Source organism: Neolewinella marina, assembly GCF_002631205.1.
GTDB classification, from domain to species: domain Bacteria; phylum Bacteroidota; class Bacteroidia; order Chitinophagales; family Saprospiraceae; genus Neolewinella; species Neolewinella marina.
Map to the genome: position 1 here is coordinate 223472 of NZ_PDLO01000006.1, position 15450 is coordinate 238921.

Here is a 15450-nt window from a genome sequence, read left to right on the forward strand (position 1 = left end):
TTCGCGGGGCTTTGCCGGGCAGAAAGGCCGGTAAAACAAGGCTTTTCGACGCTTGGTGCGTGAAAACAACATCCGATGTCCTCAGCGGGCCGGAAAGGAGGTTTTCGACGGTTTTACTGGCTTTCGCGGGTCTTTCCAGGACAAGAAGGCCAGCAATTTGGGGCTTATCGACGCCTGGTGCGTGAAAACAACATCCGATGTCCTCAGGGGGCGCGGCGGGTGGATCGACATCCGATGTCCGTCGAGCCCAGGGAATTCGTCGAAAAAAACCACTCCCCCTGTAACAAAGCCCCTAGGTTGCTCCGTGTACCTGACAAACGTACCGGCGTGCAAAGCTTCTCTTCCCTTGTCGAATCCGTTCGCGACCGCCTCTACCGGCTGGCCGTGCGTATGACGGGCGACGGCAGCGAGGCCGAGGACGTAGTCCAGGAAGTACTCATCAGCGGCTGGCAACGCAAGGAGGAGATCGTGCAACTCGAAAACCCACCCGCCTGGCTTATGCGCATGACCCACAACCGGGCCATCGACCGGCTGCGGTCGCGCAAGGCTCGCACGGGCTACGAAAGGGCGGCCGCGCCGGCCGACTACCACGGCCTCACCCCCCTGCGACTGCTGGAAACCCGGGATACCCTCGACCTGATCCACCGGCAGATGGCCCGGCTCTCGCCCGAGCAGCGCAGTGTGCTGCAACTGCGGGAGATCGAAGGGATGAGCTACCGCGAGATCGCCGAGGCCACCGGACTGAGTACCGAACAAGTGAAGGTGTACCTGCACCGCGGCCGCCGCCAGCTGCGGCAGTGGCTGCTGCAGGAAAAAATTGTCGAACGATGAACCACGAACGCGCTACCGCCCTGGTCGAACGCTACTTCGCCGGGGAAACCACCCTGGCGGAAGAAGCCGCCCTGAAGGACTACTTCCGAACCGCCGATCCCGTGGCGGAGGAGCTGAAGCCCTACGCCCCGCTGTTCGGGTACTGGGAAAGGGAAGCCCGCATCACCGCCCCCCCGGCCCGGCGCCGCCGCCGCCGGCTCCCCCGGGTACTCCTGGCCCTCGCGGCCGCCCTGCTGCTCCTGCTGGTGGTCCGCGGAGTACACCGGATGTACGCCCCGCCGCTCAGCGACTTCCCCGTGGCGGAGCGCGCGCCCGCCGTTGACTGGAGCCGCCACGAGATCAAGGACGAGGAGGAGGCCATGCGCTTCCTGCGGACCGTCCTGAACACCACCTCCCAACACATGACCCGGGGAACCGCCATCACCCTGCGCGAACTCCGGAAGGCAGACCAGATCCTCCATTAAATAACCTCCCAGCCCCCGGCTGCACCAACGAATGCTACCATGAAATACCTGATTGCCCTGCTCTTGCTGCTTTTCCTGGCACCCGCGTCCGCGCAAAAAAAGGCTGCCGCTGACGCCATTTCCAGCTACTTCGGTGAGTACGTGGATGACGAGCGCTTCACGGCCGTGTACGTAAGCGGCAAGATGTTTGCCCTCCTCGAGGATGCTCAGTTTGACCTCGACGGGATGGACGAAAAGGAGATCGCCGCCGTGCTCGAAGTGGTGAAGGACCTGCAGGCCGTCCGCGTACTGCACACGGAAACCACCCCCCTGACCTTCTACCGCCAGGCCAAGGACCGCATCCGGACCGATGCCTACGAACTGCTGTTCAAGGTGCGCACCCAGGATGGGCAGAACGTGGAAGCCTTCATCCAGGACGAGGGCGCCACCATCCGCGAACTGTTCCTGCTGGTGGGGGCCACCGACGGCTTCGCCATGCTGAGTTTCGTGGGGGAAATCGACCTGAGCAAGCTTGGCCAACTGCAAAAAGCCCTCGAATAACATCTTCGTCAACCAAAATCCCCCGCCATGTTACGCCTGCTTTTACTTTGCCTCTGCTGTTGTTCCGCCGCCCTCGTCGTCGCGCAAGAGGCCGTCATCAAGGACTTCATCAAGGTGCACCGCCGGGGCGAGGAGAACGTGGCGGTGAAAGTACCCGGCTGGCTCGTGGGCCTGGCCAGCGACGTTGCCGCCACGACCACCGACGACCCCGCCGAACGGGTGGCGTTCCAGCTACTGGGTGAGGTAGGCACGGTCCGCTTCGTCACCTACAACAACGACGATTTCCCGGAGCCGGAGGACAGCGTGGTCAACCTGCTCTACGTCCTGGAACGCTACAAGGATTTCGAGCGCTGGGCCGAAGTGCGCACGCCGGAGGGGGAGCGGGTGACGCTGACGGTGCGCTACGCCCGCGAAAAAATCAAGGACCTGGTGGTGGTGATCAGCGAGGGCGAGCGGACCACCCTGGCTGCTGCCAGGACCGACCTGACCGCCCGGGAGCTGGGCAAGCTGGTGTCGGACCTGCAGCGGATGTAGCCGGTCAGCGTACTTTTGCCGGATGCGTGCCAACTTTCTGAAACACATCGCCCAGACCAGTCCGGCGCCCATGGCCCTGGAAATCGCGGGCGGGGAGGGGGTCTACCTCATCGATACCGCCGGTAAACGCTACCTCGACCTCATCGCCGGTATCGGCGTGAGCGCCCTGGGCCACAACCACCCCGCCGTGGTGGAGGCCGTACAGCGGCAGGCGGCCACCTACATGCATACGCTGGTGTACGGGGAGTTCATCCTGAGTCCCCAGGTCGAGCTGGCCACCCTGCTCTGCGCCCAGTTGCCGCCGGAACTCGACAACGTCTACTTCACCAACTCCGGCACCGAAGCCACCGAGGGGGCCATGAAGCTGGCCAAGCGCTACACCGGCCGGGCGGAATTCGTGGCCGCCACCCACGCCTACCACGGCAGCACCCAGGGGGCGGCGAGCCTGATGTGGCCGAAGGACTTCACCCAGGCCTTTCACCCCCTGCTGCCGGGGATTACCCACCTGGAATTCAATGACGACGCGGGGCTGGACCGCATCACCGAGCACACCGCCGCCGTAATCCTGGAAACGGTGCAGGCGGAGTGGGGACTGCGCACCCCCCGTCCGGAGTGGCTGCAGGCCGTGCGCCGGCGCTGCGACGAGACCGGTGCCCTGCTCATCCTCGACGAAATCCAGGCCGGCATGGGCCGTACCGGCACCCTGTTTGCTTTCGAGCAATACGGCGTGGTGCCCGACATCCTGCTGCTCGCCAAGGGCTTCGGCGGGGGCATGCCCCTGGGCGCCTTCGTGGCGCGGCGGGAGGTGATGCAGACGCTCACCGCCAATCCCGTCCTGGGGCACATCACCACTTTCGGCGGCCACCCCGTGAGCTGTGCGGCCGGACTGGCGACCCTGCGCACCCTGGTGGAACGGCCCGAACTCATTGCCTCGGTAAAGGAAAAGGAAGCCCTCTTCCGTCGCCGGCTGGTGCACCCCCGCATCCGCGACGTCCGCTCGGCCGGACTCTGGATGGCCGTGGAACTGGCCGATTTCAGCGAGATCCAGTGGACCATCGCCGGCTGCCTGGAGCGCGGGCTGGTCACCGACTGGTTCCTCTTCAACGAGCGCAGCCTGCGCATCGCGCCACCCCTCACCATCTCCGAGGAGGAGATTGAGTGGGCTTGCGGGGTGATTCTGGAGGCACTGGGGTAGGGAGCCGGAGCGTCATCAGATGTTGACTGGCGCAGGAGGGCATCATCTGATGTCTTAGCCGGCCTGCGCTCGGTTTGCAGGGCGGCGGCGCGCGGGTGCCAAAGGCAGCAGAAGGGCCGTGCGAAACACCGGGGCAGGGATATGTTAACCCGGTTTTGTCCGTTAGTCACTGAATATATAATGCTGGTGTCAGAAGTGCAATAACAAGTATGTTGTGGTATGAATGTCCGGCGCGTCTGGACTTATAGTCTACAGCGTATTTCGTCGCCGATTAGCTCCGTAGTCCACTGGCGCTCAGGATAAAAAGTATGGAATGACCGGATAATTTTTTCTTCCTACCCATATCTAGGATTAATGGCAATGCATATTTTTACTGCATTACTCTAACCGCGCTCTTGCGCATACCTCACACTTATGATTGCCTTCTGCCGTATTGGCTACGTCCTGCTTTTTTGCAGCATCTTTTCCATCGGTTGCGCACCAGGAGGGGATCCTGCCGCCTCCGACCCAAGCGTTGAACTCAACAACAAGTTGCAGGGAGACTGGAACGTTACCTCCTTCACCCACGACGGGTATGAACAAATGGATTACTCCATTTCAACCCTTGAGATGGACTTCAAGAAGGACGGTCCAACGAGTGGGGAGCTAAAGCAATCCTACGTTTTCGTGGATGGCTCAACCGAAACCGAGACTTCCAGGTATGAGGTCAAGAATGAGGGACAGGAAGTCCACATCAACGGCAAGCAGTTCACGGCCGACCTTGACGGAGACGAAATCACCCTGGAGGGCACGGTCAACGATGCCCAGATGGTGATCAAGGCGGATCGGAACTGATCCCGTGCGGCAGTGATTTCCGTCGGCGGCCGTTACCTTCGCGCCGATGGATTTCAGTGCGCTGTTAAAATCGATAAAGGCTAAGGACTTCTCCCCGGTGTACCTGCTACACGGGGAGGAGCCCTACTTTATTGACCAACTGGAGGAGGCCATCGAGGCCCACGCCCTGCAGGAGCACGAAAGGGCCTTTAACCAGACCATCCTCTACGGCAAGGACACCGATCACCTGCAAGTGGTGGACGCCGCCCGCCGTTTCCCGATGATGGCCGAGCGCCAGCTGATCCTGCTGCGGGAAGCCCAGGACATGCGCGACATCAAGGAGCTGGCCAGGTACGCCGAGAACCCCGCACCCACCACCGTGCTCGTCATCAGCCACAAGCACAAGAAGCTGAACGGGAACCTGGTGGTCACCAAGAACATCAAGAAGAACGGGGTGGTCTTCGAGTCCAAGGGGCTGTACGAAAACAAGGTGCCGGCCTGGATCACGGGCTACCTCCGCGACCGCAAGTACAAGATCGAGCCCGAGGCGAGCAACCTGCTGGCGGAGTTCCTGGGTACCAGTCTGGGCAAGATCACCAATGAGCTGGACAAGCTCCTCCTCAACCTCCCCAAGGGGACCGAAGTAACTACCCAGATCGTCGAGGACCAGGTTGGCGTAAGCAAGGACTACAACGTCTTCGAGCTCCAGCGCGCGATCGGTCACCACGACCAAATGAAAGCCGCCCGGATCCTGCAGTACTTCCGTGGCAACCCCAAAGCTGCTCCGCTGCCGATGGTGACGGGGAGTCTGTACAACTACTTCAGCAAGGTCTTTCTGCTCAAGGAACTGCAACACAAACGCGAAAGCCGGCAGGAGATCATGAAGGCCCTCGGTTTGCGCTTCGACTTCTTCCTGGCCGACTACGAACGCACCGCAAGGAACTACGACCTCAAGGGGATGTACACCGTCTTCGCCCTGCTACGGGAATACGACCTGAAGAGCAAAGGGGTAGACAGTAACCTGGCGGGGAAGGGGGAGAGCGAGTTGTTGAAGGAACTGGTTTGGAAGATGATGAATCTGAATAGTACAGTAGAACGGCAGTAGTACAGTACAGTAGAACGGCGGTACCCATCGGCGAATAGAGCTGTAGAGTAAATATTCCTTGTATAATAGGGCAAAAACCAGTAGTGTCCTCAGGAAAAAGTGCCGGGGCAACAGATACTCGCTCGAAGACCGTGGACGGAATACCACCTATCCCTGTATATCTCTATACGCTTGCCAAGAGCAGGCAGTAGCCAGCTATCAGGGCAATACACTGCTGAGCGTCATACTACTAACACTGCTATACTGTGTGACTACGGTACTGCTGTACTACCGTACTACAAACCCTCCTCCAAATCAAAAATACTGTCCCGCTCCGACTGATCCACCCCGTCCCGCAACCGGTCCATGGCGTCCACGGCTTGCTCGTAGAAATCGTAAAAAATGGGGAAGATGGCCTTCGCGTTCTCAATGACCAGGTCCGGTAGTTGCGCCAGTACAGGATAGGTAATGCTGTCGGCCCGTACCTCATCAGTGATGATGTGGCTGCGGTCTCCGAAGTACACCAGTCCGGAGAAGATGAAGGTGAAGAAGAGTCCGGAGAGCAGTCCCCCCAGGATCTGGTTGATGAAGTTGATGTTGACCGACTCGAGTACGCCGGTCAGCCCGCGCGCCAGGATCCGGAACAGCACCAGCGTCAGAAAGAACAGCAGGACCACCCCCAGAATGAAGGCACCCGCGCTCGTCACGGCCGGGAAGGCCTCGAAGATCATCTCCGCCGCGATGGGACCGAACTTCATGGCCGCCAGTACGCCAAAGACGTAGCTGACCAGGCTCAGGACCGTGGAAATAATCCCCCGGCTGTACCCTACCCAGAAGCCGTAAGCCAGGAAGATGAGGCAGACGATGTCGATGACCATTTTGTAAAGATAGGGGATGGAGCGGGGGTGCGCCGGGTTTTTGAAACCTGGCGTTGGCTAGCGGTCAACTTATTTTACTTCCCTTTGGTCGGGTAGAGTTCACCGGGAGAAGAGGGTAAGCTGGAAGACGGAAATCCCCGCGAGGCAGCACCGCAAAGACCCCCCGGGCCGGTAACCCGCCAACCCAATCCTTCTATCTTTGCGCAAAATCTCTGCACTATGATTCGCATCTTAGCAAACGATGGCATTGCCGACAACGGTAAGCAACTCCTGGAAGAAGCCGGCTTCGCGGTCGATACGACCAAGATCCCCCAGGCAGAACTGATGACCCGCCTCAACGACTACGACGCGATCATCGTCCGCAGCGCCACCAAGGTGCGCAAAGACCTGATCGACGCCAGCCCCAACCTGAAGGCCATCCTGCGCGGCGGCGTTGGCATCGACAACATCGACCACGAGTACGCCGAGAGCAAGGGCATCCCCACCTACAATACCCCCGCCGCCTCCAGCCAGGCCGTCGCGGAACTGGTCTTTGGCCACTTTTTCGCCCTCAGCCGCTTCCTGCACCGCTCGAACCGGGAGCTGACCAGCGCCGACGGCGACTTCAACAAGCTCAAAAAGGCCTACGCCGGCGGCCAGCAACTGCGCGGACGTACCCTGGCGGTGATCGGTTTCGGCCGCATCGGTATCGCCATCGGCCGCATCGCCCTCGGACTGGGCATGAAGGTGCTGCCCGTGGACCCCTACAAAACCAAGGAGACGGTCAAGCTGGACTTCGCCGATGGCCGCAGCGTCGATTTTGACTTCGACATGGTAACCCTCGACGAGGCCATCAGCCAGGCCGACTACATCACCGTCAACGTACCCGGCGGCGACCTCATCGGGGCCGAGGAGATCGCCCGCATGAAGGACGGCGTCATCATCGCCAACACCAGCCGCGGCGGCGTCATCAACGAGGATGCCCTGCTGGAAGCCCTGAACAGCGGCAAGGTGGCCGGTGCCGGACTCGATGTCTTCGTTGGTGAGCCCAACCCCCGCCGCGACTTGCTGGAGCACCCCCGCGTGAGCGCCACTCCCCACATCGGAGCCGCTACCGAGGAGGCCCAGGACAACATCGGGGTAGAGCTCTTCGAAAAGATCCGCGACCATTTTGGTAAGCAGTAAGCGCAGCGCTACGGCGGTTTTCGAACTCGCCTGGTGGGCCTTCGCATTCGTGCTGGCCGGCCTCGTACTGCTACCCATCTACAGTACGGTGCCGGCCTTCCCCTTCTTCGTACCGAACTTTCTGTACGTGGTGGTGGCCATCACCCTCACCCGCTACCTCTTCCTGCTGCACGTGAGTTGGTTGCGCGACCGGCTGATCGTCCAGGCGGGCGTGGCCTTGATGCTCATCCCCCTGATCTTCTACATGGTGCAGGCCTTCAACGGCTTCGTCATCTATTTTGATGAACGGGGCCCCGACGTACTATTCGGCCACCTGAATCCGGAAACGGCCGATACGATCAACAGCTACATGCAGGCCGAATACCGCTTCTTCGGGGTCTGGGCGATCATGGCATCGGCGGTTATGCCCTTCCGGCTGATTTACAATGCCTGGGCGCGCTACCGTGCCGGCGTAAGGAGCTAAGGCAGGTGTTAATTAGGCAGTTAGGCGGACATGTTGGGAAGCTGATTTACGATTTGTTGGATCGTTGGGTTGTTTGGATCACAAATCCTTGTAGCTTGACCTGCACACCGCAATTCTCCAGCGAATATTCGCCATGACCCCACTCGAACTGGTCTACGACAAGATCCTCCCCCTCCCCGAACTCAGCCGCCGCCGCTGTGGCTGGCGTTGCTACAGTCACCGGACCGTCTTTACCAATGGCGTCTTCGACCTGGTCCACCCCGGCCACCTCACTTACCTGGCCCAGGCGGCCGGACTGGGGCGCCGCCTCATCGTGGGGGTGAACAGCGACGCGAGCGTCAAACGGCTCAAGGGTGACAGCCGCCCCGTGATGCCGCTGGAAGCACGGATGCAACTGCTGGCCAGCCTGGCCTTCGTCGATGGCGTGATCGCCTTCGAGGAAGACACCCCCCTGGAGCTCATCAAAGCCCTGCGCCCCGACGTGCTCGTCAAAGGGGGCGACTATACCGAAGAAACTATTGTCGGAGCCCCCGAGGTCCGCAGCTGGGGCGGCAGGGTGGAAGTGCTACCCTTTGTGGCCGGGCACTCCACCACCTCCCTGTTGGAAAGCATTCGGTAGTTTACCTTGCACCCGCGCCCCGGCGCAAGGAAAAACCACCGCTGCATGGCTACCATCAAGGAAGTAACCGATTACCTGGAGGGCATCGCGCCCGGACACCTGCAGGAGAGCTACGACAACGCCGGCCTCATCGTGGGTGACCCGCGGACTGAAGTCACGGGCGTGCTCACCAGCCTGGACTGCACCGAGGAAATCATCCAGGAGGCGGCGGCGCGCGGGTGCAATGTGGTAGTGGCCCATCATCCCATCGTATTCCGTGGTCTCAAGCGCCTGAACGGGGCCAACTACGTGGAACGGACGGTGATCGAGGCCATCCGGCGGGACATCGCGATCTACGCCATCCACACCAACCTGGACAACGTACGCTACCAGGGCGTCAACGAGCGGATCGCCGAACGGCTCGGGCTGAGCGAACTGCGGCTGCTGCGGGCCAAGAACGAAGAAGGTACCGTGGGGTCGGGCATGGTCGGCCGACTGCCCCTGCCCCTGGCGGAAGCCGACTTTCTGGCCCTGCTGCGGCAACGGCTGCACGCTCCGGTGGTGCGGCATACCCCCCTGACGGGACAAAAAATCGAGACCGTAGCCGTGGCCGGCGGAGCGGGGGGCTTCCTGCTGGCGGACGCCAAGGCGGCGGGCGCTCAGGCATTTGTGACGGCCGACTACAAGTACCACGAGTTCTTTGACGCGGAAGGCGAAATCGTCATCTGCGACGTGGGCCACTACGAAAGCGAACAGTTTACAACTCAATTACTTGCAGAGTTGTTAACTAAAGAATTCACTACCTTTGCGGTCCTTTCCACGGAGCGGAACACCAATCCGGTGCGCTATTACGTCGGATAAGGCACCCTATAACATCTTTAAAGCTACTCCTGCATGGCTGCTGCTGCCCCCACCGAACTGACGGTCGAAGAAAAAATGCGCGAACTGTATCGCCTGCAACTCATTGACTCCCAGATCGACGAAATCGAGATCCTCAAGGGAGAGCTCCCCATGGAGGTGAGCGACCTGGAAGACGAGATCGCCGGCCTCGAAACCCGGATCAGCCGTACCGAAGGCCTGGTCGACGAGCTCAAGACCGAGATCTCCCGCCACGAAGCGAACATGAATGAGTCCGACATGCTCATCAGCCGCTACGAGGAGCAGATGAACAACGTGAAGAACAACCGCGAGTACGAGGCCCTGATGAAGGAGACCGAAATGCAGCGGCTGGAAATCCAACTCAGCCAGAAGAAAGCCAAGACCGCCAGCGAAGACCTGGAAGGACGCATGGCCACCCTGGATGCCACCAAGGAGCGCCGTGACGCCAAGCTCAAACTGCTGGAAGTGAAGCAGGAAGAACTGAAGAGCATCATCGCCAAGACCGAAAAGGAGGAGAAGAAACTCCGCCGGGCCTCCGACAAGCAGCGCAAGATCATCGAAGACCGCCTGCTGCGCGCCTACGACAAGACCCGCTCCAACTACCGCAACGGACTCGCCGTAGTAACCATCGAGCGGAACGCCTGCGGTGGATGCTTCAACGCCATCCCGCCCCAGCAGCAACTCGAAATCAGCCAGCGGAAGCGCCTCATGGCCTGCGAACACTGCAGCCGCGTGCTCGTCGACGGTAACATCCTGGAGGAAGAAGCCGTGGAATCCTAGGAAGTAGGGTCGTACACAGTAGAACGATACTGCATTATCGCAGTACTATGGGGATCACCCGGTTTGCTTGTCAGGCCGGGTGATCCCTTTTGGGATGAACTGCTCCTGGTGGTTCAGCATGTAGGACAGCAGTTTGCCCACCCCCTCCGCGGCCCGGATATACTGCTCATAATGGTCCTGGGTGAGGTAGCCTTGCGCCAGGGCAATGTCCAGCCACACCTGGGTTTCGTAGTTTTCGGCGATGCAGTCGTGTACCTTGGCGCGGTAGTGCCTGGGGTAATTGCGCCTCCCGTAGGCCTCGCCGAGATTGGCACATACCGACCGCGAACTACGCTGCAACTGATCCGTAAGCCGGAACCGCTCGGCCTTCGGGAAGGTCATCGTCAACCGGTAGAGTGAATTGGTTAAAGCAAACGCCCGCTGGTATGCCAACCAGTGGCGGAATTTGGAATTGCCCATCGTAAACGCTTTCTCGCAATATCGTCTGTCGCGTAAGCATTATGCGTATTTTATCCGTATGCTTACGATTATATGCGTATACCTACGTTTACGTTCTGCGTGAGACGTGAATAAGGAGGTTGTTTGGATTACCACCCCCATTACCGCCTGCTTGCAGGGGTACATCACTCACTCGTCTGTGCAGGCAAGCAGCATACCTGCCATGTATCCGCCGAGGCAGTAAAATCGGGGAAGGGGAGTACCGTCCTGAGCTACTGTGCCGTACTGTAACGTACCGTTGTACTGCCCTACTGGAAGTCTGCCGTACTGTTGCACTTCCGTACTGCAAGTCTGCCGTACTATTGTACTGCCATACTATCGTACTGCTGTACTGCCATACTACCGTACCACCGCACTGCCGTACTATTGTACTCCCGTATTGCCGTACTGCCGTACTAACCTACCTTTACCAAATGTCCTCCAGAATCCTGATCATCGGTGCCGGCCGCTCCTCCAGTGCACTCATCAAATACGCCCTGGACAACAGCGAAGCCCTCGGCTGGAACATCACCGTAGCCGACGCTGACCCCGCCGCCGCCGCCGCGAAAGTCAACAACCACCCCCGGGGCACCACGGCCTGGCTCGACGTCACCAAGACCAACGACCGCCGGGAACTGATCGGTCGCTCGGACATCGTGGTTTCCCTCCTGCCCGCCCACCTGCACATCGAAGTGGCCCAGGACTGCATCCGCCTGAAGAAGCACCTGGTCACCGCCAGCTACGTAAGCCAGGAGTTGTACCGTCTCGGCGACGAAGCCCGCAACCGGGAACTCATATTCATGGGAGAAATGGGGCTCGACCCCGGCATCGACCACATGACAGCCATGCAGCGGATCAACGCCATCCGCGCCGCGGGCGGAGAAGTGACCGCCTTCCGTTCCTTCACCGGCGGACTCATCTCCCCCGAAAGCAACGACAACCCCTGGGGCTACAAATTCACCTGGAACCCGCGCAACGTCGTCCTCGCCGGACAGGGCACCGCCCAGTACCTCGAGGAAGGCAAACTGAAGTACCTGCCCTACTACCGCCTCTTCGGCAATACCTGGGACGTGGAGGTGGAAGGCATCGGCAAGTTCGAGGCCTACGCCAACCGCGACAGCCTCCTCTACCGCCAGCAGTACGGGCTGGAGGATATTCCCACCATCCTGCGCGGCACCCTGCGCTACCCCGGATTCTGTGCGGCCTGGAACGCCCTGGTCCGCATCGGTATGACCGACGGTGACTTCCCCATTCTCGACAGCGAGAACATCACCTACCACGAACTCATGGAGGCCCTGGCGCCCAGCGGCCCCGGATCGGTCAAGGACCGCATCGCCGGTATGCTGAAGCTGGAACCCAAGGGAGAAGTAATGAAGCGCCTCACCTGGCTCGGACTCTTCCGCAAGAAACGCATCAAGCTGAAGGGGGCCACCCCGGCCCTCATCCTGGAGAACCTGTTGCTCGACAAGTGGCAGCTGCAGCCCGACGACAAGGACCTCATCGTCATGCAACACCAGATCGACTACCGCCTCGACGGGAAAGAGAAGCGCGACGTATCCAACCTGGTGATGAAGGGAGAAAATGCCCAGGACACCGCCATGGCGCGGCTCGTGGGCCTGCCCCTCGGCATCTTCGTCCGCCTGATGAGCCAGGGTCAGATCCACGCTACCGGGGTGCACATTCCCACCATGCGGGAGGTCTACGAACCCGTACTGGAAGAGATGAAGGCCTACGGCATGGAATTCACCCACCATACGGTTGACCTCTAACCTACAGGTCAGGGCCGGGCAGTTCAACCAGGCCGCCCGGCAGGGGGCGTACATCCTCATCGCCCTGCTGCTGCCCCGCCTGGGCGTGCCGCGCAGTGTCATCGGGCAGTGGGAGACCCTGCTCTTCCTGGGCTACGTGCTCGGCTTCGGCTGGACCACCGGCCTGCTGCAGGGATTCCTGGTACGGATGGGCGACCTCGCCGGCGCGCGCGCGACCCGCTTTGCCCGTCGGGCGGTGGGCACTACGGCCCTGTTCTCGGCCGGCTTGCTGTTGGCGGCGGCGGCCTTTCACGGGCCCCTCTTCCGGTTACTGCAGCTGGACGGGGAGCCCCTCGGCTGGCCATTTTTTTTCCTGCTGTTGTTCAGTCGCTGGCCGGGCTTTTGCTTCGAGCAGGCCCTGTTGCTGGCGGGGCGGGTGGGCTGGCTGACGGTCTATTCGGTGGCCAACGCTCTGGGCCTGTTGCTTTCCCTTCTTTTGCCGCTCTACCTCGGGCACGACATGCTGTATGCCATGCGCTGGTTGGCGGGATTCGCGGGTGCCAAGGCCCTCGGACTGATGCTGTGGGCGTGGTTTTCATCTCCTGGGCCCGTCGAAGAGTCCTACCCGGCCCAAATGACCGAGTGGCTGCGGCAGAGCCGGCCCCTGGTTGCCTATGCTTCGGTAGCCGCCCTGGTGACGGCCGTGGATCCCTGGATCGTCAACTACTGGTCGGGGGGAGACGAGGAGGTGTTCGCTATTTTCCGCTACGGGGTGCGCGAACTCCCCCTGCTGGCGGCGCTCATCAGCGGGATGACGGTAGTGGCCATCCCGCTTATCGGCCGCGATACGCCTGCGGGGCTGGACCTGCTGCGGCGACAGTCGCGGCAGTTGTTTCACTACGTCTTCGCCCTGAGCCTGTTGATGATGCTTACCGCCCACTGGTGGTGGACGCTGGTTTTCACTCCCGTGTTTGCGGACAGCCTGCCCATCTTCCGTACCTACCTGCTGGTGGTGGGCTGCCGGCTCGTCTTTGCCATGACCGTCCTGACCGCCCTCAAGCAAACCCGTAGCATCTACCTGTGGGGACTGGCGGAGCTGGTCGTCAACGTGGTCCTCTCGCTGGCCCTGGCTCCCCGCTTCGGGTTGCAGGGCATCATCTGGGCTACGGTGATCGCCAGCTACTTTCACGAACTGTGCCTGGTGCTGTACCTGCGCTTCCGTACCGGAACCGCGTGGCAGTCCTACGCCGACCTGCGGTGGTACGCGGGCTACCTGCTGGTCCTGTTCGGGGCCTACTACTGGATGCTGTAGTCGCGGGTGGCTCGGCGGCCCCACAACCGACGATATCAGGCGTCTGCGGACTTCTCGATCACGATCACCAGCCGGGCGGGCTTGTCGATGATGCGGTTCGCCAGCCGGTCGACCCAACGCCAGGCCCGGAAGGGGAGGTGCTGCAGCAGGTGGTGGGCCCGGAGATACAGCAGCGCCTTGTTCGACAGCTTGACCGTGCGGTAGCGCACGTGGGCGTGGGGCTCCATGAGGCTGGCAACCAACCGCTCGTTGAAGCTGTGCAGGTGGGCGTGCAGGGGGGTAGGGCGGTTGCAGTGAATACAGAGGGAGTACTGTATCGTCTCGTTGTAGGGGGTAGAGATGACGATGGTGCCCCCCGGCTTCACCACCCGGATGAGGTTGGCCAGGTAAGGGGGCACTTCGGGTACGTGCTCCATAACCTCGGAGGAGATGACGGCGTCGATGGAGTTGTCGCGGAAGGGGAGGTCAAAGGCATCGCCCGCCACGGCGAAGTGGTTTTCGGCGGGGTAGAGGCGCAGGGCTTCGGTGGCATTCTTCAGGGCCAGGTCGAAACTTACTACGGCGTCTTTCCGCCCCAGCAGCTCGCGGGCAACCCATCCGTTGCCGCAGCCTACGTCCAGTACCACCCGGGCGGAGGTGGGCAGCTGGTGGAGAATTTCCTGGTGGAGTCGCTCGATCTCGTGGAGGGTGGCCGGATCGGGCGGTGGCGCGAAGTAGTCGAACGTCTCAGCGTCGCGCTGGTAATGCTCCACGTAGTTGGCCGGCTCCTCTACCCGGGGCAGCAGGTTGTAGACCCCCTTGGGGGTACGGTAGGCCGCCAAGGGTTCGGGCAGGGGGCGGAGGATCCGGCTCAGGTCGAACATTGGGTAAAGCTACGGCCTGGCGGACCGATCCGAAAGACCCAACTAGCCGGTTATCCGGTTGGCTACCCGCTCCAGGAAGGAGGGGGATTCATCGGAGGGATCTACCAAAGCGGTGGCCTTGCCGTCGAGTCTGCCTTCGAGCGCGCGGATGAAGCCGGCTTCGTCGTACAGGTCCGAGACGTTGATGGTCAGTTTACCTCCGTCGTGGAAGACGACCATTTGCCGGTACCGGTGCGCGGCTTGTCCCCGGAATTCCCCGATCCGGTACCGTCTAATGTCCGAAAGCTCTACCCGTCGATCCGGACCAGTGCGGCGATGCAGCGTAAGGGCGCCGCCTTCCAGAACAAGGGAATTATTGATCAGGTAGCCGAAACGAACGGCCATTAACAGGAGGGCAAACCCGGGAAAAATCAGCAGGAAATAGGTGTCCCCATCGCTCCATACGATCCAGGTAAAGAAGGCGATGATGGCCATTTCCAACAGAATGGCCCGTAGCGCGGCAGTGGGGCGATAGGTGAATTCTGACATGCGTATGTGATTGATTGGAAGGTACGTCATCGCCGGGAAAGGCCGGCTATGACGTGCCGGCATGGGCGATTGCAGCAGGCTGAAACCTGCGGCAGCCAAAAAGGTGTGATCCACCGCGGCGGCGATACCATAGAGACTCGTTTAAATCAGACGTTGGAGATTTGCGAGCCGGCTGAGACATCAGATGATGGCCTCCTACGTCGGTCAACATCTGATGACATGCCGGCCTGGACGAGCGAAGCGAGCTGCCCCGCAAATGGTACATGGTACGTCGTCCTTTGTAAATGGTAAATTATTAC

At 60.9% G+C, this 15450-nt stretch carries 18 protein-coding genes; 14 read left to right on the forward strand and 4 right to left on the reverse strand.

Translation table 11 applies throughout. From position 1 onward, the window contains the following. The first annotated feature begins 327 nt into the window (after nt 1-327). From CGL56_RS14150 to holA, 7 genes are all read left to right on the forward strand, one after another. Nucleotides 328-831 carry an RNA polymerase sigma factor gene (locus CGL56_RS14150; RefSeq protein WP_167641645.1) on the forward strand — a complete coding sequence of 168 codons (504 nt, stop codon included), beginning with the start codon at nt 328-330 and terminating at the stop codon, nt 829-831. Beyond that, complete coding sequence (locus tag CGL56_RS14155) at nt 828-1295, forward strand: hypothetical protein (protein WP_099107225.1); 468 nt, start codon at nt 828-830, stop codon at nt 1293-1295. The genes CGL56_RS14150 and CGL56_RS14155 overlap by 4 nt, the downstream gene beginning before the upstream one ends. Nucleotides 1296-1334: 39 nt before the next feature. Then, entirely contained in the window at nt 1335-1835 is a 501-nt protein-coding gene (locus CGL56_RS14160; RefSeq protein WP_099107226.1) for a DUF4252 domain-containing protein, read from the forward strand. Between the two features lie 27 nt (nt 1836-1862). Further along, nucleotides 1863-2369 carry a DUF4252 domain-containing protein gene (locus CGL56_RS14165; RefSeq protein ID WP_099107227.1) on the forward strand — a complete coding sequence of 169 codons (507 nt, stop codon included), beginning with the start codon at nt 1863-1865 and terminating at the stop codon, nt 2367-2369. A gap of 22 nt (nt 2370-2391) precedes the next feature. Continuing rightward, on the forward strand, nt 2392-3564 hold the full coding sequence (locus CGL56_RS14170; protein WP_245184175.1) for an aspartate aminotransferase family protein: 1173 nt from the start codon (nt 2392-2394) through the stop codon (nt 3562-3564). Nucleotides 3565-3978: 414 nt separating this feature from the next. Further along, nucleotides 3979-4398, forward strand: coding sequence for a hypothetical protein (locus tag CGL56_RS14175; protein WP_099107228.1), 420 nt, complete (start codon nt 3979-3981; stop codon nt 4396-4398). Nucleotides 4399-4444: 46 nt separating this feature from the next. Next, nucleotides 4445-5482, forward strand: a complete 1038-nt coding sequence (gene holA / locus CGL56_RS14180; RefSeq protein WP_099107229.1) for a DNA polymerase III subunit delta — start codon at nt 4445-4447, stop codon at nt 5480-5482. A gap of 275 nt (nt 5483-5757) precedes the next feature. On the opposite strand, the gene CGL56_RS14185 is transcribed toward holA, so the two are convergent. Continuing rightward, a complete protein-coding gene (locus tag CGL56_RS14185) occupies nt 5758-6339 on the reverse strand; it encodes a CvpA family protein (protein ID WP_099107230.1) in 582 nt (193 codons plus the stop codon). A gap of 219 nt (nt 6340-6558) precedes the next feature. Between CGL56_RS14185 and CGL56_RS14190 the strand changes: the two genes are divergently transcribed. The 5 genes from CGL56_RS14190 to CGL56_RS14210 all read left to right on the forward strand — a co-directional run bounded on the left by CGL56_RS14190 (nt 6559) and on the right by CGL56_RS14210 (nt 10223). Then, on the forward strand, nt 6559-7503 hold the full coding sequence (locus tag CGL56_RS14190; RefSeq protein ID WP_099107231.1) for a D-2-hydroxyacid dehydrogenase: 945 nt from the start codon (nt 6559-6561) through the stop codon (nt 7501-7503). After that, entirely contained in the window at nt 7490-7966 is a 477-nt protein-coding gene (locus tag CGL56_RS14195) for a hypothetical protein (protein WP_099107232.1), read from the forward strand. Before CGL56_RS14190 ends, CGL56_RS14195 begins: the two co-directional genes overlap by 14 nt. A 133-nt stretch (nt 7967-8099) precedes the next feature. Further along, on the forward strand, nt 8100-8585 hold the full coding sequence (gene rfaE2 / locus CGL56_RS14200; protein WP_099107233.1) for a D-glycero-beta-D-manno-heptose 1-phosphate adenylyltransferase: 486 nt from the start codon (nt 8100-8102) through the stop codon (nt 8583-8585). Nucleotides 8586-8630: 45 nt separating this feature from the next. Next, nucleotides 8631-9425: a Nif3-like dinuclear metal center hexameric protein gene (locus CGL56_RS14205; RefSeq protein WP_099107234.1), complete on the forward strand. Its 795-nt coding sequence runs from the start codon at nt 8631-8633 to the stop codon at nt 9423-9425. A gap of 33 nt (nt 9426-9458) precedes the next feature. Then, a complete protein-coding gene (locus CGL56_RS14210) occupies nt 9459-10223 on the forward strand; it encodes a zinc ribbon domain-containing protein (RefSeq protein WP_099107235.1) in 765 nt (254 codons plus the stop codon). A gap of 54 nt (nt 10224-10277) precedes the next feature. Here the strand turns inward: CGL56_RS14210 and CGL56_RS14215 are convergent, their stop codons facing one another. Beyond that, nucleotides 10278-10682 carry a four helix bundle protein gene (locus tag CGL56_RS14215; RefSeq protein WP_099107236.1) on the reverse strand — a complete coding sequence of 135 codons (405 nt, stop codon included), beginning with the start codon at nt 10680-10682 and terminating at the stop codon, nt 10278-10280. A 452-nt stretch (nt 10683-11134) separates the two neighbouring features. On the opposite strand from CGL56_RS14215, the gene CGL56_RS14220 reads away from it, so the two are divergent. Both CGL56_RS14220 and CGL56_RS14225 read left to right on the forward strand, forming a co-directional pair. Continuing rightward, nucleotides 11135-12469 (forward strand): saccharopine dehydrogenase C-terminal domain-containing protein, encoded by a 1335-nt coding sequence (locus CGL56_RS14220; RefSeq protein ID WP_099107246.1) that lies wholly within the window; start codon nt 11135-11137, stop codon nt 12467-12469. Further along, nucleotides 12459-13760: a lipopolysaccharide biosynthesis protein gene (locus CGL56_RS14225; protein ID WP_099107237.1), complete on the forward strand. Its 1302-nt coding sequence runs from the start codon at nt 12459-12461 to the stop codon at nt 13758-13760. Before CGL56_RS14220 ends, CGL56_RS14225 begins: the two co-directional genes overlap by 11 nt. 35 nt (nt 13761-13795) lie before the next feature. Here the strand turns inward: CGL56_RS14225 and CGL56_RS14230 are convergent, their stop codons facing one another. Together CGL56_RS14230 and CGL56_RS14235 are read right to left on the reverse strand one after the other, a co-directional pair. Next, nucleotides 13796-14623, reverse strand: coding sequence for a class I SAM-dependent methyltransferase (locus tag CGL56_RS14230; protein ID WP_099107238.1), 828 nt, complete (start codon nt 14621-14623; stop codon nt 13796-13798). A 42-nt stretch (nt 14624-14665) separates the two neighbouring features. Further along, nucleotides 14666-15151 (reverse strand): hypothetical protein, encoded by a 486-nt coding sequence (locus tag CGL56_RS14235; protein WP_099107239.1) that lies wholly within the window; start codon nt 15149-15151, stop codon nt 14666-14668. Nucleotides 15152-15450: the final 299 nt, after the last annotated feature.